This is a genomic window from Caulobacter sp. GW821-FHT10F06, from assembly GCF_058809215.1.
The window spans coordinates 495,637-516,868 of record NZ_JBXASK010000004.1 but is presented as its reverse complement, the minus strand read 5'-3'; the positions used below and the strand labels follow the sequence as shown (position 1 = coordinate 516,868).

Below are 21,232 nucleotides of genomic sequence, written 5' to 3'. Positions count from 1 at the left end.
CATAATCTGGGTCCGTGCGTTGTCGAGTCTCACCGCCCTAGGAGCGTCATGGACGAGCGTTCTTCCGTCTTTCGACCCGGCTACAGTTGCTGGCGAGTCGAGCCCGCCGACCGGCTGGCCCTGTTCATAGACAACGACGAAACCTTCGACGCGCTGAAGCCGCTGCTGCTGGCGGCCAAGCGCTCGATCTGGATCCTGGCCTGGGTGTTCGACCCGCTGACGCGCCTGGATCCTGATCGCGTCAAGAAGAGCCGCGACCCCCAGCACGCCGACCGCATCGGCCTGATCCTGCGTCGGCAGGCGTCGCTGAACCCGGCGCTGGACGTGCGGATCCTGACCTGGGACATGCCGTTCCCGATCGCCGCTTCGCAGCTGTTCGGACCCCAGCGCGGCGCGGCCTTCTTCGCCGGCTCGCGGGTCAAGTACCAACTCGACAACACACTGCCGGACTCGGCCTGCCATCACCAGAAGGTGGTCGTCATCGACGGCGCGGCGGCCCTGCTCAGCGGCGGCGACATCGGGGTGGATCGCTGGGACACCTGCGAGCACCTCGACAACGATCCCCGCCGCCGCCTGCCGACCGGTCGCCACTATCCGGCCCGCCACGAGGTGGCCATGCTGGTCGACGGTCGCGCGGCCCAGGCCCTGGGCGACATGTTCATCGACCGTTGGCGCAACGCCACCGGCGAGGCCCTGACGCAGCCGGAACGGCCCGAGGAAACGCCCTGGCCCGAAGGCCTGCTGCCCGACCTGCGCCGCGTCGATGTCGCCATCGCCCGCACCCAGGCCGCCTGGAAGCATCTGCCCGAGATCACCGAAAGCATGGGCCTGCACCTGGCCGGCATCCGTGCGGCCAAGCGGCTGATCTATCTGGAGAACCAGTACCTGACCTCGCCGATCATCGTCGAAGCCCTGGCCGAGCGCCTGGCCGAGCCGGATGGTCCCGAGGTGGTCACGGTCGGTCCTGCGCGCAGTCCCAGCTATTTCGACCAGATCACCATGGACAGCGCCCGCACCTCGGCGATCAACCGGCTGCGATCGATCGACGTCCACAAGCGGTTCTCGGCCTTCAGCGCCCACACGCCCAAGGGCGGGCCGATCATCGTCCACTCCAAGGTGGCGATCATGGACGACTGGATGCTGCGAGTCGGCTCGGCCAACCTCAACAACCGCTCGATCGGTCTCGACACCGAATGCGACCTGGCCATCGAGGCGAAGGACGATCTCGACAAGGAGGTGATCCGAGCCTTCCTGGGCCGGCTGATCGGCCACTTCATCAATCGTGACGCGATCGATGTGCTGGAGGCCATGCAGACGGAAGGCGGCTTGGCGGCGGCGATCCATGCCTTGGACGTCAAGGGCGGCCCGCCGCGCCGGCTGCAGCCCGTGCCGGTGCGCAAGCTGACCGGCGTCCAGCAGTTCATCGCCGACTGGAACCTGGGCGACGCCATCTCGCCCGACGACGCCTGGCGACCCTGGGGCCGCCGCGAGCGCCTCAAACGGGATCTGGTTCGCCTGACAGCGCCGCCGCCGGCGTTGCCGGACCACCTGCAGCCGTGATCTCCAGGTCGACCACCAGCGGCAGGTGGTCGGAGGCCACCCGAGCCCGTGAATCGTAGGGCGATCGCACGCTCACCGTTTCCAGGCCCTTGGTCAGGAAGACGTGGTCGATGCGCATGAACGGGAAGTTGGACGGAAAGGTCGCCGTGGCGGGCTTGTTCCACGTCGCGCCCGGCGTCTGGGCGTCGCGGAGGGCGGTGCGCAGCATCCGGTAGGTCGACGAGTAGGGCGTGGCGTTGAAATCGCCCAGCAGCACGCCCGGCGCGGTCCAGGCTTCCGAGGCCATCCAGCGCTCGCCGATCAGGGCGGCGGCCTGGCGCTTCTGTTCCTGCGGCACCAGGCCCAGGTGGGTGTTGATGATCTGCACCGGAGTGTCGCCGACCATCACCTCGATCCACAGCGCCCCGCGCGGCTCGAGGCCGGGAATGCGCTTGTAGAGCGGCAGGCCGGCGGCCTTGATCCGGCGCTCGGGCAGGGCGGTCAGGATGGCGTCGCCGTACAGTTCCTCTTCGACCGCCATGGCCGGGTGGAAGTGCGACTTCATCTTCAGGAGTTCGGCGAGGCGGTGCGCCTGATCCACCTGCTTGGTGCGCCGGCGCAGGACGTCCAGCTCCTGAAGCGCCACCACGTCCGGATTTTCGGCCGCGATGACCTCCGCCACGCGTTCGACATCGAGAGCGCGGTCGGTGCCCACACAGCGGTGGACGTTGTAGGTCATCAGCCGGAGTTTCATCCGTCGAAGAGATCGCCTGAAGCCGGCGGAGGTTCCCTGGCGGGGGCGCCATTTCGGCTGAGCATGAACAGGCAGGTCTCCGCCCGCCAGTTTTCCAGCGGGCTGGACGGATCGATCGGACGGGCCGGTCCCTGGCCCGCGAAGGCCGCGCAGGCGTCGACCCGGACATTGAGGTCGTCGGTGAGAGCCAGGAAGTCGACCAGGGTGCACAGGTGGATGTTCGGTGTCGACCACCAGGGCATGGGCAGGGCCTTGGTCTCGGGCATCCGGCCGCGGCTCAGCAGCGACCAGCGCACCCGCCAGTGGCCGAAATTGGGGAACGAGACGATGGCCCGGTCGGCGATGCGCAGCAGCTCGTCCAGCACGTGGCGTGGCTGGCGGGTGGCCTGCAGGGTCTGGGACAGGATCGCGTAGTCGAAGGTCTTGTCCGGGAAGTGGTCCAGGTCCTGGTCGGCGTCGCCCTGCACCACCGACAGGCCCCGCGCCATGCAGGCCGCCACGCCGCTGGCGCTGATCTCCAGGCCCCGGCCGTCGATCTGCTTCTCCCGGGCCAGCAGGTCGAGCAGCGCGCCCTCCTCGCAGCCGACGTCCAGCACGCGCGACCCGGGCCGCACCAGCCGCAGGATCTCGCGGAAATCTTCGCGCGCCACGTTCAAGCCAGCCCCCGCTCGCGTTCGACCGATCCCAGGAAGCCCGCCAGGGCCGCGTCCATCACCGGCTCGTCCAGCAGGAAGGCGTCGTGGCCCTTGTCGCTCTCGATCTCGGCGAAGGCCACGCGGCAGCCGGCCGCCGTAAGCGCGCGGACGATGTGGCGGTTCTCGGCGGTGGGATAGAGCCAGTCGGTGGTGAAGCTCAGCACGCAGAACCGCATGTGCCGGGCCCGGGTGAAGGCGCTGGCCAGCACGCCGCCGTGGCTGGCGGCGATGTCGAAATAGTCCATGGCTCGCGTGATGTAGAGATAGCTGTTGGCGTCGAAGCGATCGACGAAGCTGGCCCCCTGGTGGCGCAGATAACTCTCGACCTGGAAATCGGCGTCGAAGCCCCACGACAGGCCGTCGCGCTGCAGCTCGCGGCCGAACTTCCGCTGCAGGGCCGGCTCGGACAGATAGGTGATGTGGGCGGCCATCCGCGCCACGGCCAGGCCCTTTTCGGGCCGCGTCCCATGGTCGGCATAGGCCCCGCCGCGCCAGTCGGGATCGGCCATGATCGCCTGGCGCCCCACCTCGTGGAAGGCGATGTTCTGGGCCGAGTGTCGCGAGGCCGAGGCGATGATCACCGCGCTGGCCAGCCGCTCGGGATAGTCCACGGCCCACTGCTGGACCTGCATCCCGCCCATCGAGCCGCCGACCACGGCGAACAGGGTCTCGACGCCCAGCGCCGTGACCAGCATCGCCTGGGCCCGGACCATGTCGGCGATGGTGATGACCGGGAATGACAGGGCCCAGGGCTTGCCGGTGGCCGGATTGATCGAGGCCGGGCCCGACGAGCCCATGCAGCCGCCGATGACGTTCGAGCAGATGATGAAATGCCGCTCGGGATCCAGCGGCTTGCCGGGGCCTACCAGTCGCGGCCACCAACCCGGCTTGCCCGTGGTCGGGTGCGAGGAGGCGACATATTGGTCCATCGTCAGGGCGTGGCAGATCAGGACCGCGTTTGAGCGGTCGGCGTTGAGCCTGCCATAGGTCTGGTAGGCGACCTCGAGCCCCGCGATGACGCCGCCCGAATCGAGGCGCAGGGGTTCTGTCGCCGGAAACCGCCAGGTTCCGCCATCGTTGAGCGCGGACGAGGCCAAATCGAGATCAGCCATGTGCGCCTTGGACCGCTTGGCGAAGAAGGTGTCAACCGCCCGCTTCCGGCCAGGCCGCCTGGAGGCTATGGAGGTCGCATGGACCGTCTGATCCTCATGCGCCACGGCCAGGCCGAACGGCAGGCCGCCACGGGCGGCGACTTCGAGCGTGGCCTCACCGAACGAGGGCGCGACGACGCCGCCTTGATGGGGCGTCTGCTGGCCTCGCACGGCGCGACGCCGGACCTGGTGCTGGCCTCCAGCGCCCGCCGGACCCGCGAGACGACGGCGGCCGTGCTGGACGCCTTTCCCACCGCCAACGCCGAGTTCCGCCGCGAGCTCTATCACGCCGAGCCCGAAGAGGTGGTCACGGCGCTGGAGGATGAGGGCGAGCCGTTCGGAACCGTCATGATCGTCGGCCATAACCCCGGCCTCCACGAGCTGGCCCTGCGGCTGGCCATCCAGGGCGGGGCCGAGCCGGTGAGCTTCAACAAGATCCGGGGCCGGTTTCCCACAGCCACCACGGTGGTCTTCGCGTTCGGTTCTGGCGGTCCGCCCGTGCTGGAGCATCTGTTCTATGTGTCCGAGCACGGCGGAGTCGGCGGCGAATGACCCTGATCTACAAGATCATGACCCGCGCCGAGTGGGCCGCGGCGGAGACGGCCGGCCGCTTCGAGGGCTCGGCCGTCGATCTGGCCGACGGCTTCATCCACCTGTCCGGCGCCGACCAGGCCCAGGAGACCGCCGCCAAGTGGTTCGCCGGCCAGGCCGACCTGGTGCTGCTGGGCGTCGAGGCCGAGGGTCTGGGCGATTCCCTGAAATGGGAGGCCTCGCGCGGCGGGGCGCTGTTCCCGCATCTCTATCGGCCCCTGCTGGCGTCCGAGGTCGTGACCCGCAAGGATCTTGAGCTCCACGCCGACGGCGTGCCCCAGTTGGGCGTTCTTACCGCATGAGCCTTCACGACCTCGCCGCCCGCGCGCTGCACGCCTTCGATCCGGAAGACGCCCATGGCCTGGCGATCAAGGGCCTGAAGGCCGGACTGGGGCCACGCGAAGGCGGCGTGCCCGACCCGCGCCTGTCGATCACCCTGGCCGGCATGCACCTGAGCAGCTGCGTCGGTCTGGCCGCCGGCTTCGACAAGAACGCCGAGGTTCCGGACGCGATGCTGGCCGCCGGCTTCGGCTTCGTGGAGGCCGGAACCGTCACGCCGCTGCCCCAGGCCGGCAATCCGCGTCCGCGTCTGTTTCGCCTGACGCAGGACAAGGCGGTGATCAACCGCATGGGCTTCAACAACGAGGGCCTGGAGGCCTTTGCCGATCGCCTGTCCAAGCGCGCCGGCCGTCACGGTTTCGTCGGGGCCAATATCGGCGCCAACAAGGACGCGACCGACCGGATTGAAGACTATGTCACCGGCCTGACCCGCCTGTGGGGCCTATCGGACTATTTCACCGCCAACATCTCCTCGCCCAACACGCCGGGGCTGCGCGCCCTGCAGACAAAGGCGGCGCTGGAGGAACTCCTGGGCCGCATGGCCGAAACCCGCGCCACGCTGCGGGCCAGCTCGACCAGCGACTATCCGATCTTCCTGAAGGTCGCGCCCGATCTGGAGGACGGCGAGGTCGAGGCCATCGTCGAGACCGTCGTGGCCAACGGCCTGGACGGGATCATCGTCAGCAACACCACCATCGCCCGGCCTGAGACCCTGACCTCGGCCGCCAAGGGCGAGGCCGGCGGCCTGTCGGGCGCGCCGCTGCTGGAGCCGTCGACGGCGGTGCTCAAGCGCTTCCATGCGGCGGCGGCCGGCCGGACGGCCCTGATCGGGGCGGGCGGCATCGCCGACGGCGCCGGGGCCTACGCCAAGATCCGGGCCGGCGCGCGGGCCGTGCAGCTCTATTCAGCGCTGGTCTATGGCGGTCCGGGCCTGGTGGTCCGCATCAAGCGCGAGCTCTCGGCGCGCCTGCGGGCCGACGGCTTCGCCTGTGTCGAGGACGCGGTCGGCGCATGACCCGCGACCGAGCCCTGACGCTGTTGCGACGCTTCGGGCCCCTGGCGGTGCTCGTCGCGCTGTTCGTCTGGGCGCTGGCCAGCGGGGTGGCGGGACATCTGTCGCTTGAGGAGCTCCGGACCCGGGGCGAGGGGCTGCAGGCCTTCGCCCGCGAGAAGCCCCTGCTCAGCGCGCTGATCTATATCGGCGTCTATGTGGCGACGGTCTCGGTCTCTCTGCCCGGAGCGCTGATCCTGTCGCTCTCGGGCGGCTTCCTGTTCGGTCCGATCGGCGGCGGGGCGGCGGCGGTCACCGGCGCCACGGGCGGCTCGACCGTCGTCTTCCTGGTCTGCCGGACAGCCTTCGCGGACTTTCTGCGGCGCTGGGACAATCCGCTGCTGTTGCGGATCGAACGCGGCTTCGAGGCCAACGCCTTCTCCTACCTGCTGACCCTGCGCCTGATCCCGGCCTTTCCGTTGCTGCTGGTCAATGTCGCCTCGGGCCTGATGTCCATCCCGGTGCGGACGTTCCTAGCGGCCTCGTTCCTGGGCATGATCCCAAGCTCGTTCGTCTATGCCGGCATCGGCGCAGGCCTGGGCCACGTCTTCGCCCAGGGCGGTCCTGTGTCGCTGGAAACCCTTTTGTCGCCACGGATCTATGTGCCCATCATCGGCATGGGCGTTCTGGCGTTTCTGCCGCCGCTGTGGCGCCATTGGCGGCGGGCGCGCGTTGCTCCCGACGTCGACGTGAAGTAACCCAGTTCCATGACCGAGACGGTCTCGCCGCCGGAGAACCTGACCCCGCCGGGCAAGCGCCGCTTCCCGTGGCCGCGCGGGCTGTCGGCGCGCCTGCTGCTGTTCACGGCCTTCGTCGTCACCCTGGCCGGTCTGATGATCCTGCCGCCGACCCTGGCCTATTACGAGGAGCAGTGGCTGCTGGACCGCGTGCGGGCCGGCGAACTGGCCTCGACCATCGCCGAGTCCGATCCCGAGCTGCGAGTCAGCGACGCGGTCGCCGGCCAGCTGTTCGACCAGGCCGGGGCGGTGACGGTGGCCGTGCAGGTGGACGGCGCCCGGCGCCTGGTGCTGCCGCCCAAGAACCCGATGGCCACGCCCTATCTCGTCGACCTGCGCCGGCAGAACCCCGGCTCATGGCTGGCCGCCCCGTTCTTCACCCTGACCAGCCCGCCCGCCAGCATGGTCCGGGTGATGGCCGAGCCGCGCTATCGCAAGGCCGAGTTCGTCGAGGTGGTGCTTCCCGACGCTCCGCTGAAGGCCCAGCTGATCGCCTATTTCTGGCGCCTGGCCGCGATCACGGTCTTTGTCGCCGGCCTAGCGGGCCTGCTGGTCTACCTGTTCCTGAACATCTTCCTGGTAAGGCCCATGCAGCGCATCACCCGCGCCATGGAGCAGTTCCGCGCCGATCCGGCCGATCCCGAGGCCCGCATCGTCGTCTCGACCCGTCGTGACGAGATCGGCCGCGCCGAACTTGAGCTGGATCGCATGCAGACCGACCTGCTGACAGCGCTGGCGTCGAAGGCCCGCCTGGCGGCCCTGGGCGAGGCGGTGGCCAAGATCAATCACGACCTGCGCAACATGCTGACCAGCGCCCAGATGGCCTCGGACCGTCTGGCCGCCCTGGGCGATCCCAAGGTGGCCCAGGCCCTGCCGCGCCTGGAACGGGCCCTGGACCGCGCCATCACCCTGGCCAGCGACGTCATGGCCTATGGCAAGTCCAAGGAGCCGGCTCCGGTGGTGCGGCCCACGCCGCTGCGCGCCGCCCTCGACAGCGCCGCCGAGGACTCCGGCCTCGCGCCGGGCGGTGTCGCCCTGGAGACGGTCATCGATCCGCGCGAGCAGGTGCTGGCCGACCCCGATCAGCTGCACCGCATCCTGACCAATCTGCTGCGCAACGCCCGCGAGGCCATCGAGGGCGCGCCGGACCGGGGCGGCAAGGGCCGGGTGTTCATCGAGCTGCATCGCGGCGACGGCCTCTCGATCCTGCGTCTGTCGGACGACGGTCCCGGCGTGCCGCAGCGCGCCCAGGCCAACCTCTTCCAGCCCTTCGTCGGGTCGGTGCGGCGCGGGGGCACGGGTCTTGGCCTGGCGATCGCCCGCGAGCTGGCCCAGGGCCATGGCGGCGACCTGGTGCTGGTCGAGACCGGCTCGGGGGGTTCGGTGTTCGACCTGTCGCTGGCGGGCGTTCCCGAACCCGTGGCCGAGCCAGCCCTGGCGCCCTCCGCGCCGGATGAGACCTGACGGCCTTCACGCGCTCGTCGCCGGGCCCAATCCCAGGGAGGAGGGATGATGCTGAAGCCGCTCTCGCTCCTGCTGCCGGCGCTGATCCCGTCCTGGAATTTCTTCGACGTGATCGCACCCTCGCCACGCATCGAATACGCCCTGCTGGCCTCGCCGGGCGACATCGCCGCCGACTGGCGCGAGTTCAGGCCGCGACCCGAGCGGATTTCGCCGGCGACGATGCTGCTGCGCCTGGTCTGGAATCCGCGTTGGAACGAGACCCTGTTCCTGGTCAGCTGCGCCGAGCGCCTGACCACCCAGCCCACCGACCACAGCGAGGACGAGATCTTCCAGCGCATCGCCGCCGATCTGGCGCGTGGGCCGGATAGCCCCGCGTCCGACGCCCTGCTGTGCTTCCGGCTGGTCTTCCTCAGCCGTGAGGCGGAGACCGTCGAGCGCGAGGTGCTCTACCAGCCCGCGCCGCGCCGGTTCGCGGACATCGCTGTCCGATGAGCCTCGAGAGCGCCGCCCGCCTGACCGAAACGCTGCTGGCCCTGGCTCTGATTCAGCAAAGCGCGGAGCACCTGCGCGGCTTCCGGCGCGAGCGCGTGCTGTTCGTGGCGCGCGCCGGCCTGTGCGTGCTGGCCATGCTCGGCGTCGCCTCGCCCTGGCCGCTGGTCGGGCTGGCCGGCCTGTCGCTGCTGATCCTCCAGCGCTTCGAGGGGCCCTATAACGGCGGCAGCGACCGCATGGGGCTACTGGCCCTGTGGTGCCTGGCGCTTTATCGCCTGACGCCGATCGCCCAGGGGAAGGAGCTCTTCTTCGGCTATCTCGGCGCCCAGCTGGTGCTGTCCTACGTCATCTCCGGCTGGGTGAAGGTTGCGAACCCCGACTGGCGTTCGGGGCGGGCCCTGCGCGACGTCTTCCAGTTCTCGGCCTATCCCGTCAGCGAGAGGCTGCGGCGTCTGGCCGACCGCCCGCGCCTGCTGCGCGCGATGTCCTGGGCGGTGATCCTGTTCGAGCTCGGCTTCCCGCTGACCCTGCTGTCGCGCGAGACCCTGATCGCGGGGCTGGTGATCGCGGCGACCTTCCACCTGGCCAACGCCTGCCTGTTCGGCCTCAACCGCTTCTTCTGGACGTGGCTGTCGGTCTATCCCGCGATCCTGTGGCTGCAGGCTCGGCTGTTCTAGGGGGCGCCAGAGGGCCTAAAGGCCCTTGGCCACGCCTTCCCGACGCGGATCGGCGCCGCCCTCCAACACCCCGCCCGGGCGCACGATGACGCCGTGCAGGCCCGAGCCCTCGTACTGGCCGGTCTTGATCATCACGCCGCGCGCGTTCAGCGCCGCCACCATGTCGGGGCCGAACATCTCGGCGTCGCCCGAGAAGTTGTCGCCGCGCGAGACGATGTTGGGCAGGGCGATGGCGTCCTGCATCGACAGGTTCCAGTAGAACAGGCCGACCATGGCCTTGAGATTATAGGACAGGATGGCGTTGCCGCCCGGCGAGCCGACGGCGGCCAGGAACTTGCCCTTGTCGTCCAGCACGATCAGCGGGGCCATCGACGAGCGCGGGCGCTTGCCGCCGGCCACGGCGTTGGCGGCCGGGGCGCCGTCCTTCTCGGTCGGCGAGAACGAGAAGTCGGTCAGCTGGTTGTTGAGGAAGAAGCCGCCGACCATCCGGCCCGAGCCGAAGATGCTCTCGACCGTGGTGGTCATCGACACCACGTTGCCGGCCGGGTCCTTGATCACGAAGTGGGTGGTGCCGCCCGGTTCCTTGGTGGCGTCGACGCCGACATTGGGCGCGCCCTTGGGATAGCCGAACTTCGGGGCCGGGCCGGCGACGTCGTGGATCAGCTTGGCGCGCTCGGCGACATAGGCCGGGTCCAGCAGACCGTCGACCGGCACCTTCACAAACGAGGGGTCGCCGACATAGCGGTCGCGGTCGGCGTACATCACCCGCTCGGCCTCGGCCAGCAGGGTCCAGGCGACCGGGTCCTTGGGGCCGCGCGCGCCGATGTCGGTGTGCTCCAGCATCATCAGCGCCTGGATCACCGCCAAGCCGCTCGACGACGGGTTGGGCGTGCAGACGGTGTAGACCTTCCACGGCCTGCACAGGGCGTCGGCCGAACGCGGGCGATAGGCCTTCAGATCCTGCAGCGTCATGGCGCTCTGCAGCGTCGCACCCTCGTGCAGCTTGTCGACGATGGCCTGGGCGATGGGGCCTTCATAGAGGGCGCTGGGACCCTCGGCGGCCAGGCGCTTGAGGGTGGCGGCGTAGGCCGGATTCTTCAGCACGTCGCCGGCCTGGTACAGCTGGCCGTCGGGTTTGGTGAAATAGGCCTTCACGTCCGGCGCGCTGTTTTCCGGCACGCGTGGGCTGTTGATCATGCCGGCCAGGCGCGGGCTGACGACGAAGCCGTCGGTCGCCAGCGTTTCGGCGTCCTTGAACAGGGTGCTCCACTTGGCCGCCCCATGCTCCTTCTGGGCCTGGGCCAGCATGGCCACCGCGCCAGGCACACCGGTCGAACGGCCCGAAAGCAGGGCGGTGACGAAGGGCAGGGGCTTGCCGTCGGTTCCCAGGAACAGGTCCGGCGTCGCGGCGGCCGGAGCCTTCTCGCGGCCGTCATAGGCCGTCACCTTACCGGTCTTGGCGTCGTAGTAGGTCATGAACGACCCGCCGCCGAGGCCCGAGCTCTGCGGCTCGACCAGGCTCAGCGTCGCCTGGATGGCCACCGCCGCGTCGACCGCGCTGCCGCCATCGCGCAGCACCCGCAGGCCCGCCTCCACCGCCAGCGGATTGGCCGCCGCCACGAAGCCCCTCGGCGTGGTCGCCGCCGGCGCGACGGCGCTGGCCATCGGCTTGGGCGCGGTCAGGGTCTGGGCGCAGGCCGACATGGCCAGCGCGGACATCAGGGCGATCAGGGGCAGGCGACGCATGCGGACCAATTCCATGGAGGCGACGACCCGGGGGGCGCCGATGGCAGGGGTGAACATGGACAACAAACCAGCGGTGCTGTCACGTACGGACGACGCGCCAGCACGCCGAAACCGCCAGCCCGTCTGGGTCCGCGCGACGGGCGCCCGCTCGCGGAGCGCCGGTCGTCGAAAACTTTTCGAAATAACCGCCGAACCGGGCTTGCGTCCCCGGAATGAACGGGCTATCTCCCCCGCCTCGCCGAAAGGCAGTGCGCGCCCGTAGCTCAGCTGGATAGAGCATCAGACTACGAATCTGAGGGTCGGACGTTCGAATCGTTCCGGGCGCGCCATTTTCTCTGACAATCCAAGATACTCAGAATCGCTGGCGCCCAACGGCTGCCGACGTCGTGCGCCTGGTCTCGGGCGATGGTTGAAGCCGAAGTTTTGGGCGCCGTTGCGCGGGGCTTGGGCGGTTGTTCGCCGATTGTCGGGCGACGATGATATGTCGCTCCCGCCGACAACCGGATGAAACTAGGCCAGCCTGATGCGCGTCCTCGTCATCGATCCCGATCCCACGCGCGCCGCCCTGGTGGCCGAGGGGCTGCAAGGCGTGCAGCCGCTGGAGGTGCGTCGCGCGGCCGTGTTCGACGAGCGCGAGGCCGCCGCCTTTGCGCCCGACGTCGTGGTGATCGCCGCCGACAGTCCCGATCGCGATACGCTGGAGAGCCTGCGTGAAGCCGGCCAGCACAATCCTCGTCCCGTGGTGATGTTCGTCGACCGCTCGGAGCCGGGGCTGGCCGAGCAGGCCGTGCGGGCCGGCGTGGCGGCCTATGTGGTCGACGGCCTGGCGCCGGGGCGCGTGCGGTCGATCCTCGACGTGGCCATGAGCCGCTTCGCCCTGACCCAGCAGCTGCGCGGCGACCTCGCCAAGGCCAAGGCCGACCTGGAGTCGCGCAAGACGGTCGAGCGCGCCAAGGGCCTGCTGATGAAGGAGCGAGGCCTGGACGAGGACGGCGCCTACCGCCTGCTGCGCAAGCTGGCCATGGACCGGGGCAAGCCGATCGGCCAGGTGGCGGCCGACCTGCTGGCCTTCGCCGGCGTGCTGAAGGGCGACGCGTCGTGAGTGGGCTGGCCGACCTGACGCTGGGGTTCATCCCCCTGACCGACTGCGCGCCCGTGGTGGTGGCCAAGGCGCAGGGCTTCTTCGCCGAGGAGGGGCTGGGGGTCGCGCTGAGCCGCGAGGCCTCGTGGGCGACGATCCGCGACAAGGTCGGCGTCGGGGCCCTGGACGGGGCTCACATGCTGGCGCCGATGGCCCTGGCCGCCGAGTCGATGCTGGCGCCGCTGGCCCTGAACCAGAACGGCAGCGCCGTCACCGTCTCGACCAAGCTGGCGGCGACGCTGCGCGAGATCGATCCCGAGGCGATGGCCGCGCCGCTGGTCACCGCAAAGGCCTTGGCCCAGCTGGTGGCGCGCCTCCGCGACCAGCACGCGCCGATCCTGACCTTCGCGGTGGTCTTCCCGCACTCGATGCACAACTACCTGCTGCGCTACTGGCTGGCGCAGGCGGGGGTCGACCCGGACAAGGACGTGCGCCTGGTGGTGACGCCGCCGCCGCGCATGGTCGAGCACCTGCGGTCGGGCGAGATCGACGGCTTCTGCGTCGGCGCGCCCTGGAACGCCGTCGCGATGGCCCAGGGTCTGGGCGAGGTGCTGATCAAGGCCTCGCAGTTCTGGCCGGGTGCGCCGGACAAGGTGTTTGGCGTCACCTCGGCCTGGGCCGGAGACCATCCCGGCGAGTTGAGGGCGGTCCTGCGCGCGCTGATCCGCGCCTCGGCCTGGGCCGACGCGCCGGGCAATCACGCCGAGCTGGTTTCGCTGCTGTCGCGTCCCGAGCATGTCGGCGCAGATCCGGACTCGCTGTCGCGGGCGCTTCAGTCCGAGATCGTCTTCCATCGCGATGCGGCCGGCCTGCCGCGACGCGAGCATGCCCTGTGGTTCCTGTCGCAGATGGCGCGCTGGGGGCAGGTGGGGCGCGATCTCGACCTCGAGGCGGTCGCCGATCGCGTCTATCGGCCCGATCTCTTTCGCGAGGCGGCGCTCTCGTTGGGACCGATCCTGGAGCCGGCCATGGTGTTCGCCGACGTCGTCACCTCGCCGCCGGCCCTGTTCGACGGCCTGTCGTTCGACCCCGGCGACGCCCGATCCTATGCCGCCGGCTTCACGATCGGCCGGGCCTCGACCTAGGCTCCAGCCGCCGAAATCCCGTTCAAGCGCGGCGATGTGCTCATGCTTCGGGCAGGGCGGTCGCCTGTTTGCCGTGCAATCGCGCGATGTGGGCCTGGATCATCCCGCGTCGCGGCATGGCGGATGACAGCGCCCGGCTTCTGATCCCTCACTAACGTCAGGCCTTCGGACAACGGCGTTCGTGGCTGCAAGAGACGACCGCTCGGATGCGGCCACCCGTCGGGCGCTGGCGCCCCTCTCGCAGACACGCATTCCGAGGGCTGATCCCATGAATCTCCGTGACTTCGCCAAGGCCGGCCATGCGCCGACCTTGTTCGCCGCGTTCCTTTATTTCGACCTCAGCTTCATGGTCTGGGTGATCCTGGGCCCGTTGGGCGTGGCCATCGCCAAGGACTTCCACCTCGACCCGGCTCAGAAGGGCCTGATGGTCGCCGTGCCGGTGCTGGCCGGCGCCTTCCTGCGGCTGGTCAATGGCGTGCTGGTCGACCGGATCGGTCCCAAACGCACCGGGATGATCAGCCAATTGATCGTGCTGACCGGTCTGGCCCTGGCCTGGGCCGTCGGGCTGCATTCCTACCATGAGGTGCTGGCCCTGGGGCTGATCCTGGGCGTGGCCGGCGCCTCGTTCGCCGTCGCTCTGCCGCTGGCCTCACGGTGGTACCCGCAAGAGCATCAGGGGCTGGCCCTGGGCATCGCCGGAGCCGGCAACTCCGGCACCGCGCTGGCGGCGCTGTTCGCGCCGATCCTGGCCAAGACCTTTGGCTGGCAGAACGTCATCGGCCTGGCCGCCCTGCCGCTGGCCGTCGCCTTCGTCGTCTACATGCTGCTGGCCAAGGACGCCCCCGACCAGCCCGCGCCCAAGAAGCTGGCCGAGTATCTCGACGTCCTGAAGATCCCCGACGCCTGGTGGCTGATGCTGCTCTACGCCGTCACCTTCGGCGGCTTCGTGGGCCTGGCCTCCTCGCTGACCATCTACTTCAACTCCGAATATGGCCTCGATCCCGTCAAGGCCGGCTTCTTCACCGCCGCCTGCGTGTTCGCCGGGTCGTTCATCCGGCCCGTGGGCGGGGCGTTGGCGGACCGTCACGGCGGTGTGCGCACCTTGACGGTGGTCTACGCCCTGGCGGCCCTGGGCATGGCGACCGCCAGCTTCCAGATGCCGTCCGCCTGGATGGCCCTGGCGGTGCTGATGTTCTCGATGCTGGCGCTGGGCGCGGGCAACGGCGCGGTCTTCCAGCTGGCGCCGCAGCGGTTCCGCAAGGAGATCGGCGTCATGACCGGCCTGATCGGCATGACCGGCGGCATCGGCGGTTTCTACCTGGCCTCGACCCTGGGCATGGCCAAGAAGGCGACCGGTTCCTATCAGTTCGGCTTCCTGGGTTTCGCGGCCCTGGCCCTGTTCGCCCTGTTCGCGCTGCTGGGCTTGAAGAACCGCTGGCGCGCCGTCTGGCCGACCCTGCACGCCGACGCCCGCCCCGTGCGCGTCTGAAGTCCTCTCGTGAAGAGCAAAGACATGACCAAGGAAAAGCTGGTCGTCATCGGCAACGGCATGGCCGGTTGCCGGGCGGTCGAGGAAGTCCTCAAGCGCGATCCTGACCGCTACGAGATCGCGATCTTCGGGACCGAGCCGCGGGTGAACTACAACCGCATCATGCTCTCGCCGGTCCTGGCCGGGGAGAAGACCTTCGAGGACATCGTCATCAATGACGAGGCCTGGTACCGCGACAATGGCATCGCCCTGCACGCGGGCCGCGCGGTCGTGGGTGTCGACCTCGAAGGCCGATCGGTTCTCGCTGAAGGCGGCCTGGCGCTGCCCTATGACAAGCTGATCCTGGCGACGGGCTCGGATCCCTTCCGCCTGCCATTGCCGGGCTCGGACCTCAAGGGCGTGGTCACATTTCGCGACCTGGACGATGTCGAGGCCATGGTCGCGGCCTCGGGCAAGCCGGGCGCGCGCGCCGTCGTCATTGGCGGCGGCCTGCTGGGCCTGGAGGCCGCCTATGGCCTGGCCCGACGCGGCATGGGGGCCACGGTCGTCCACTTGATGGACGTGCTGATGGAGCGCCAGCTGGACGAAAGCGCCGGCTTCCTGCTGCGCGAGGCGCTCCTGGAGCGCGGCGTCGAGACCGTGCTGGGCGCGCACTCCGAGGAGATCGTCGGCCAGGACGGCCGGGTCGCCGGCCTGAAGCTGAAGGACGGCCGGGTGCTGCCTTGCGACCTGCTGGTCATGGCGGTCGGCATCCGCCCCAACGCGACGCTGGCGCGCGAAGCGGGCCTGGCGGTCAATCGCGGCGTGGTCGTCGACGACGGCATGCGCTGCTCCGATCCGGCCGTGTTCGCGGTCGGCGAGTGCGCCGAGCATCGCGGCCAGTGCTACGGCCTGGTCGCGCCCATCTGGGACATGTGCCGTTCGCTGGCCGAAAGCCTGACGGACGGCGAGGGAGCCTATGAAGGCTCGGTGCTGTCGACGCGTCTGAAGGTCTCGGGCGTCGACGTGTTCTCGGCCGGCAAGTTCGCCGGCGGCGAGGGCTGCGAGGACATCGTGTTCCGCGACGCCGGGCGCGGCGTCTATAAGCGGGTGGTGATCGAGGACGGCAAGGTCGCGGGCGCTGTGCTGTTCGGCGATGCGGTCGATGGCGGCTGGTACTTCGACCTGATGCGGGCCGGGACCACGGTCACCGACATCCGGGAGACCCTGATCTTCGGCCAAGCGATCACCGAGGGGCTGTCCGGCCTGGACCCTAATGCGGCCGTTGCGGCCATGCCCGATACGCAGGAAATCTGCGGCTGCAACGGCGTCTGCAAGGGGGCGATCACCTCGGCCATCACGACCCAGGGCCTCTCCAGCCTGGACGACGTGCGGGCGGTGACCAAGGCCTCGGCCAGTTGCGGCTCGTGCACGCCCCTGGTCGAGCAGGTGCTGAAACTGACCCTGGGCGACGCCTTCAAGGCCCAGACCGGCCCCAAGCCGATGTGCAAATGTACGCATCGTCCGCACTCGGACGTTCGTCAGGCCATCGTCGCGCTGGAGCTGAAATCCATGCCGGCGGTGATGCAGGCGATGGAGTGGACCACCCCCGACGGCTGTTCGTCGTGCCGTCCGGCCCTGAACTACTACCTGCTCTGCGCCTGGCCCAGCGAGTACCGGGACGACAAGCAGTCGCGCTACATCAACGAGCGGGTCCACGCCAACATCCAGAAGGACGGGACCTATTCGGTGGTGCCGCGCATGTGGGGCGGCATGACCACGCCCGACGAGCTGCGGGCCATTGCCGACGTCGCCGACAAGTTCGCCATTCCGGCGGTCAAGGTCACCGGCGGCCAGCGGATCGATCTGCTGGGCGTCAAGAAGGATGACCTGCCGGCCGTCTGGGCCGACTTGAACGCCGCCGGCATGGTCAGCGGCCACGCCTACGCCAAGGGCCTGCGCACGGTGAAGACCTGCGTCGGCAGCGACTGGTGCCGGTTCGGCACCCAGGATTCCACAGGTCTGGGCATCCGCCTGGAGAAGTTTCTGTGGGGCTCATGGGCTCCGGCCAAGGTCAAGCTGGCGGTGTCGGGCTGTCCCCGCAACTGCGCCGAGGCCACCTGCAAGGACTTCGGCGTGGTCTGCGTCGACAGCGGCTACGAGATCCATATCGGCGGCGCGGCGGGCCTGCACATCCAGGGCACCAAGGTGCTGACCCACGTGGCCTCCGAGGACGAGGCGGTCTGGGTGATCGCGGCAGCCATGCAGCTGTACCGCGAAGAGGGCTGGTACCTGGAGCGGGTCTACAAGTGGATGGCCCGCGTCGGCCTGGAGAGCATCCAGGCCAAGGTCACCGATCCCGACCAGCGCAAGGCCCTCTACGACCGCTTCGTGTTCTCGCAGCGCTTTGCCCGGATCGACCCGTGGGCCGAGCGCGTGGCTGGCCGCCACAACGAGGAATTCACGCCCATGAGCCGCCGGATGGAGTTCGCCCCCGCATGAACGCGCCCGTCAAAACCCCTGTCTGGATCGACGTCGGCGCGGTCACCGACATCCCCCGGCGCGGTGCGCGGCGGGTGACAAGCCCGCGCGGCGACATCGCCATCTTCCGCACCGGCGACGGCGAGGTCTTCGCCCTGATGGACGCCTGTCCGCACAAGGGCGGTCCGCTGAGCCAGGGCATCGTCCACGGCCGCGCGGTGGCTTGCCCGCTGCACAACTGGGCGATCGACCTGGCGTCGGGCGAGCCGATGGGCGCCGACAAGGGAAAGGGCTGCACGCCTGTCGTGCCACTCGAGGTCCGCGATGGCCGCCTGCTGCTCAGCCTGGCCGCAGCGTCCATCGATGGCTGACGGCGTCGCCCCGATCCCGGTCAAGACCACCTGCCCCTATTGCGGGGTGGGCTGCGGCGTGGCCGGTGTCGTGGGCGAAACCCGGACGATGTCGGTGGCGGGCGACCAAGCCCATCCGGCCAATCTGGGCCGGCTGTGCTCGAAGGGCGCGGCGCTGGGCGCGACGGTCGGGTTGCAGGGCCGGCTGCTGGAGCCGACCATCGGCGGCAAGCCGGCCAGCTGGTCCGACGCCACGGCCTTGGTGGCCAAGCGCTTCAAGGACACGATCGCCAAGCATGGCCCCGACAGCGTCGCCTTCTATGTCTCCGGCCAGCTGCTGACCGAGGACTACTATGCCGCCAACAAGCTGATGAAGGGCTTCATCGGCTCGGGAAACATCGACACCAACAGCCGGCTCTGCATGGCCTCGGCGGTGGCGGCTCACAAGCAGGCGTTCGGCGCCGATCTGGTGCCGGGCTGTTATGAAGACCTCGACTTGGCGGACCTCGTGGTGTTCAGCGGCCACAACGCCGCCTGGACCCATCCGGTGTTGTTCCGGCGCATGGAGGCGGCCAAGGCGCGCGGTCAGAAGCATGTCGTCATCGACCCGCGCCGCACCGACACCGCCGAGGGCGCCGACCTGCACCTGGCCATCGCCCCGCAGAGCGACGTGCGGCTGTGGAACGGCCTTCTGGCCCACCTGATCCGCGTCGAGGCGATCGATCGCGACTATATCGCCGAGCATGTGAACGGGTTCGACGCCGTCGAAGGGGCCTTGGCCGAGCTCGATCAATCGCCCGCCGCCGTGGCCGCCGACTGCGGCGCGGCCCTGGCCGATCTGCTGGCCTTCTACGATCTGTTCGCCGCCAACCCCAGGACCGTCAGCCTGTTCTCGATGGGCGCCAACCAGTCGACCCAGGGCGTCGCCAAGGGGCTGTCGATCCTCAACGCGCACTTGGCCACGGGCCGGATCGGCAAGCCGGGCGCCTGTCCGTTCTCGATCACCGGCCAGCCCAACGCCATGGGCGGACGCGAGACCGGCGGCATGGCCAACACCCTGGCCGGCCACATGGATTTCGACCCCGCCGACCGCGACCGCGTCGCCCGCTTCTGGGGCGCGCCCGACACCGCCCGCAAGCCGGGCCTGAAGGCCGTCGACATGTTCGAGGCCGTCCATGACGGACGGATCAAGGCGATCTGGGTGATGGCCACCAACCCGGCGGTCTCGATGCCCGACGCCGCCCGGGTGCGCGAAGCCCTGGCCAAGTGTCCCTTCGTGGTGGTCTCCGATTGCATCGCCGAGACCGACACCGCCGCCTTCGCCGACGTTAAGCTGCCCGCCCTGGCCTGGGGGGAGAAGGACGGCACGGTCACCAATTCCGAGCGCCGCATCTCGCGCCAGCGGGCGCTGTTTCCCGCGCCGGGCCAGGCGCGCGCCGATTGGCGGATCATCGCCGACGTGGCTCAGGCCATGGGTTTCGACGGCTTCGGCTGGGCCAACCAGGCCAGCCTGTTCCGCGAATGGGCGCGGCTGACCGCGTACGAGAACGAGGGCCGGCTGCTGAACCTGTCGGGCCTGACCGCCATCGGCCCGGACGGCTACGCGGCTTTGAAGCCAGTGCAATGGCCGGTGAAGACGGACGGGCAGGGTACGCCGCGCCTGTTCGTCGACGGACGCTTCCAGACCCCGGACGGCCGGGCCCGCATGGTCCCGACCCGGCCGCGCGGTCCCGCCGACGCGGTCAGCGACGCCTATCCAATGGCGCTCAACACCGGCCGCATCCGTGACCAGTGGCACACCATGACCCGCACCGGCTTGGCGGCGGACCTGTGTCGACACGCGCCCGAGCCCTTCGTCGAGATGCATCCGGCCGACGCCGAGGCCGCCGGGATCAAGGACGGCGCCTTGACCCGAGTCCTGACCGCGCGCGGCGAGGCCGTGGCCGTGGCCAGGATCACCGACCGCCAGCGTCCGGGCGGCCTCTTCATGCCCATGCACTGGACCGACGCCTTCGCGCCGTCGGGCCGCTCGAACGCCCTGATCGCGCCGAACGTCGATCCGACCTCGGGCCAGCCGGAGTTCAAGCACACCCCCGCCCGTATCCGCGCCTATCGCGAGACCTGGAAGGGCTTCTTCCTGTCGCGGGAGATTCTGGGTGTCCCGGCCGGTCAGGACCTGATCTGGCGCCGCATCCCGCAGGACGCCTGCCAGCAACACGAGTTCGCCGGGCGCGGCGACGCGGCCCAGCGCGAGGCGGTGCGCAAGGCGCTCTCCAAGGGGCTGACCGGCGAGTTGGTCGCCTATGACGACGCCGCCACCGGCGCGCGCCGCGAGGCCTGGGTGCGCGATGGCCGCCTGGCCGCAGTGCTGTTCATGACCACAACGGGTCGCCTGCCGCCGCGCGACTGGCTGGTCGAGCTGTTCGCCGAGTCGGTCCTGAACGCCGAGGCCCGCTCGGCCCTGCTGTTTGGCCGCCCGCCGGGCGCTTCGGTCGACAAGGGGCCGCTGGTCTGCGCCTGCCTGAAGGTCGGCGCCAAGGCTGTGCAGGCCGCCATCGTCGACGGCGCCGTCACGCCGGACGCGGTCGGCGCGGTCACCGGCGCGGGAACCAACTGCGGGTCCTGTCGCCCTGAGATCGCGCGGATGATCGCCGCCGCCGCCCCTATCCCTTCCGCCAAGGAGCCCGCCCATGTCTGATCCCAAGTCCGGCCGTGTCCTGCTGGTCGGGGCGGGTCCCGGTCCCGTCGACCTGATGACCGTGCGCGCGCTGCGGGCGGTCGAGAGCGCCCAGGCCCTGCTCTACGACGCCCTGATCTCGGACGACGCCATCGCCCTGGCGCCGGCCGGCTGCGTGCGGATCCAGACCGGCAAGCGGGCGGGCAAGCCCAGCATGCACCAGGACGAGATCAACCGACTGATGCTGCTGCTGGCCCGCAAGGGCCTGCGCGTGGTGCGCCTGAAAGGCGGCGATCCGTCGATCTTCGGCCGGGTGGGCGAGGAGGCGGAATTCCTGCGCGGCCACGGGGTGTCGGTCGAGGTCGTGCCCGGCGTCACCGCCGCCTGCGCCGCCGCCGCCCAGTTCAACTTCCCCCTGACCCATCGCGGCGAGGCGCGCCGGGTGGTGTTCACGACCGCGCGGCTGGAAGCGGGCGAGCTGTCGGGCGACTGGAGCGCCGCCGCTGATCCGGAGGCGACCCTGGCGGTTTACATGGGCGGCGAGGTCGCTGGAGCGCTCAGCGCACGGATGATCGCGGCCGGCCGTTCGCCGGACACCCCCGCCGTCGCCATCGAGCAGGCCGGCGGAGACGAGGCCCGCCTCTATCGCGCGACGTTGGCCACCCTGGCCGATCGACTGATGGGCGCCCGCGGCGGACCGGTCTTGATCGTCGTCGGCGAGGTCGCGTCCCAGGCCTGGGACGCCCGGACCGTCATCTCCGATCTCGCGCGCGCCGCTGGCTAGAGGAGCCCGC

At 69.9% G+C, this 21,232-nt stretch carries 19 protein-coding genes and 1 tRNA gene; 16 read left to right on the top strand and 4 right to left on the bottom strand.

From position 1 onward, the window contains the following. Positions 1-48: 48 nt before the first annotated feature. Entirely contained in the window at positions 49-1,560 is a 1,512-nt protein-coding gene (locus tag AC1RUS_RS11720) for a phospholipase D-like domain-containing protein (protein ID WP_492916200.1), read from the top strand. Here the strand turns inward: AC1RUS_RS11720 and AC1RUS_RS11715 are convergent. From AC1RUS_RS11715 to metX, 3 genes are read right to left on the bottom strand one after another with little or no spacing between them, the layout of a single operon-like run. Beyond that, complete coding sequence (locus AC1RUS_RS11715) at positions 1,496-2,293, bottom strand: endonuclease/exonuclease/phosphatase family protein (protein ID WP_492916198.1); 798 nt, start codon at positions 2,291-2,293, stop codon at positions 1,496-1,498. The two genes, AC1RUS_RS11720 and AC1RUS_RS11715, sit on opposite strands and share 65 nt — an antisense overlap. After that, on the bottom strand, positions 2,290-2,949 hold the full coding sequence (gene metW, locus AC1RUS_RS11710; protein WP_492916196.1) for a methionine biosynthesis protein MetW: 660 nt from the start codon (positions 2,947-2,949) through the stop codon (positions 2,290-2,292). Before metW ends, AC1RUS_RS11715 begins: the two co-directional genes overlap by 4 nt. After that, complete coding sequence (gene metX / locus AC1RUS_RS11705; protein ID WP_492916194.1) at positions 2,946-4,100, bottom strand: homoserine O-acetyltransferase MetX; 1,155 nt, start codon at positions 4,098-4,100, stop codon at positions 2,946-2,948. The genes metW and metX overlap by 4 nt, the downstream gene beginning before the upstream one ends. Before the next feature lie 78 nt (positions 4,101-4,178). Here metX and AC1RUS_RS11700 point away from each other — a divergent pair, with 78 nt between their 5' ends. Genes AC1RUS_RS11700 through AC1RUS_RS11670 form a run of 7 tightly spaced genes read left to right on the top strand, consistent with a single transcriptional unit; the run spans position 4,179 to position 9,490 of the window. Next, positions 4,179-4,691 (top strand): SixA phosphatase family protein, encoded by a 513-nt coding sequence (locus AC1RUS_RS11700; RefSeq protein WP_492916191.1) that lies wholly within the window; start codon positions 4,179-4,181, stop codon positions 4,689-4,691. Then, positions 4,688-5,032 (top strand): DUF952 domain-containing protein, encoded by a 345-nt coding sequence (locus AC1RUS_RS11695; protein WP_492916189.1) that lies wholly within the window; start codon positions 4,688-4,690, stop codon positions 5,030-5,032. Before AC1RUS_RS11700 ends, AC1RUS_RS11695 begins: the two co-directional genes overlap by 4 nt. Then, complete coding sequence (locus tag AC1RUS_RS11690) at positions 5,029-6,084, top strand: quinone-dependent dihydroorotate dehydrogenase (protein ID WP_492916187.1); 1,056 nt, start codon at positions 5,029-5,031, stop codon at positions 6,082-6,084. The genes AC1RUS_RS11695 and AC1RUS_RS11690 overlap by 4 nt, the downstream gene beginning before the upstream one ends. Next, positions 6,081-6,818 (top strand): TVP38/TMEM64 family protein, encoded by a 738-nt coding sequence (locus AC1RUS_RS11685; RefSeq protein ID WP_492916185.1) that lies wholly within the window; start codon positions 6,081-6,083, stop codon positions 6,816-6,818. The genes AC1RUS_RS11690 and AC1RUS_RS11685 overlap by 4 nt, the downstream gene beginning before the upstream one ends. A gap of 9 nt (positions 6,819-6,827) precedes the next feature. Then, positions 6,828-8,321, top strand: coding sequence for a sensor histidine kinase (locus AC1RUS_RS11680; protein ID WP_492916183.1), 1,494 nt, complete (start codon positions 6,828-6,830; stop codon positions 8,319-8,321). Between the two features lie 48 nt (positions 8,322-8,369). Continuing rightward, positions 8,370-8,813 (top strand): hypothetical protein, encoded by a 444-nt coding sequence (locus tag AC1RUS_RS11675; RefSeq protein WP_492916181.1) that lies wholly within the window; start codon positions 8,370-8,372, stop codon positions 8,811-8,813. After that, positions 8,810-9,490 carry an HTTM domain-containing protein gene (locus tag AC1RUS_RS11670; protein ID WP_492916179.1) on the top strand — a complete coding sequence of 227 codons (681 nt, stop codon included), beginning with the start codon at positions 8,810-8,812 and terminating at the stop codon, positions 9,488-9,490. Before AC1RUS_RS11675 ends, AC1RUS_RS11670 begins: the two co-directional genes overlap by 4 nt. 15 nt (positions 9,491-9,505) lie before the next feature. Here the strand turns inward: AC1RUS_RS11670 and ggt are convergent, their stop codons facing one another. Next, positions 9,506-11,194: a gamma-glutamyltransferase gene (gene ggt, locus AC1RUS_RS11665; RefSeq protein WP_492916304.1), complete on the bottom strand. Its 1,689-nt coding sequence runs from the start codon at positions 11,192-11,194 to the stop codon at positions 9,506-9,508. A gap of 294 nt (positions 11,195-11,488) precedes the next feature. Here ggt and AC1RUS_RS11660 point away from each other — a divergent pair. The 8 genes from AC1RUS_RS11660 to cobA all read left to right on the top strand — a co-directional run bounded on the left by AC1RUS_RS11660 (position 11,489) and on the right by cobA (position 21,222). After that, positions 11,489-11,565 (top strand) — tRNA-Arg (locus tag AC1RUS_RS11660). 194 nt (positions 11,566-11,759) lie between these two features. Continuing rightward, complete coding sequence (locus AC1RUS_RS11655; protein WP_492916177.1) at positions 11,760-12,338, top strand: ANTAR domain-containing response regulator; 579 nt, start codon at positions 11,760-11,762, stop codon at positions 12,336-12,338. Then, positions 12,335-13,462 carry a CmpA/NrtA family ABC transporter substrate-binding protein gene (locus AC1RUS_RS11650; protein WP_492916175.1) on the top strand — a complete coding sequence of 376 codons (1,128 nt, stop codon included), beginning with the start codon at positions 12,335-12,337 and terminating at the stop codon, positions 13,460-13,462. Before AC1RUS_RS11655 ends, AC1RUS_RS11650 begins: the two co-directional genes overlap by 4 nt. A 268-nt stretch (positions 13,463-13,730) precedes the next feature. Continuing rightward, entirely contained in the window at positions 13,731-14,951 is a 1,221-nt protein-coding gene (locus AC1RUS_RS11645) for a nitrate/nitrite transporter (protein ID WP_492916173.1), read from the top strand. A gap of 24 nt (positions 14,952-14,975) precedes the next feature. After that, positions 14,976-17,432, top strand: a complete 2,457-nt coding sequence (gene nirB, locus AC1RUS_RS11640) for a nitrite reductase large subunit NirB (RefSeq protein ID WP_492916171.1) — start codon at positions 14,976-14,978, stop codon at positions 17,430-17,432. After that, positions 17,429-17,782 (top strand): nitrite reductase small subunit NirD, encoded by a 354-nt coding sequence (gene nirD, locus AC1RUS_RS11635; protein ID WP_492916169.1) that lies wholly within the window; start codon positions 17,429-17,431, stop codon positions 17,780-17,782. Before nirB ends, nirD begins: the two co-directional genes overlap by 4 nt. Beyond that, complete coding sequence (locus AC1RUS_RS11630; protein WP_492916167.1) at positions 17,775-20,459, top strand: nitrate reductase; 2,685 nt, start codon at positions 17,775-17,777, stop codon at positions 20,457-20,459. The genes nirD and AC1RUS_RS11630 overlap by 8 nt, the downstream gene beginning before the upstream one ends. Further along, entirely contained in the window at positions 20,452-21,222 is a 771-nt protein-coding gene (gene cobA / locus AC1RUS_RS11625) for a uroporphyrinogen-III C-methyltransferase (RefSeq protein ID WP_492916165.1), read from the top strand. Before AC1RUS_RS11630 ends, cobA begins: the two co-directional genes overlap by 8 nt. The last annotated feature ends 10 nt before the right edge of the window (positions 21,223-21,232 follow it).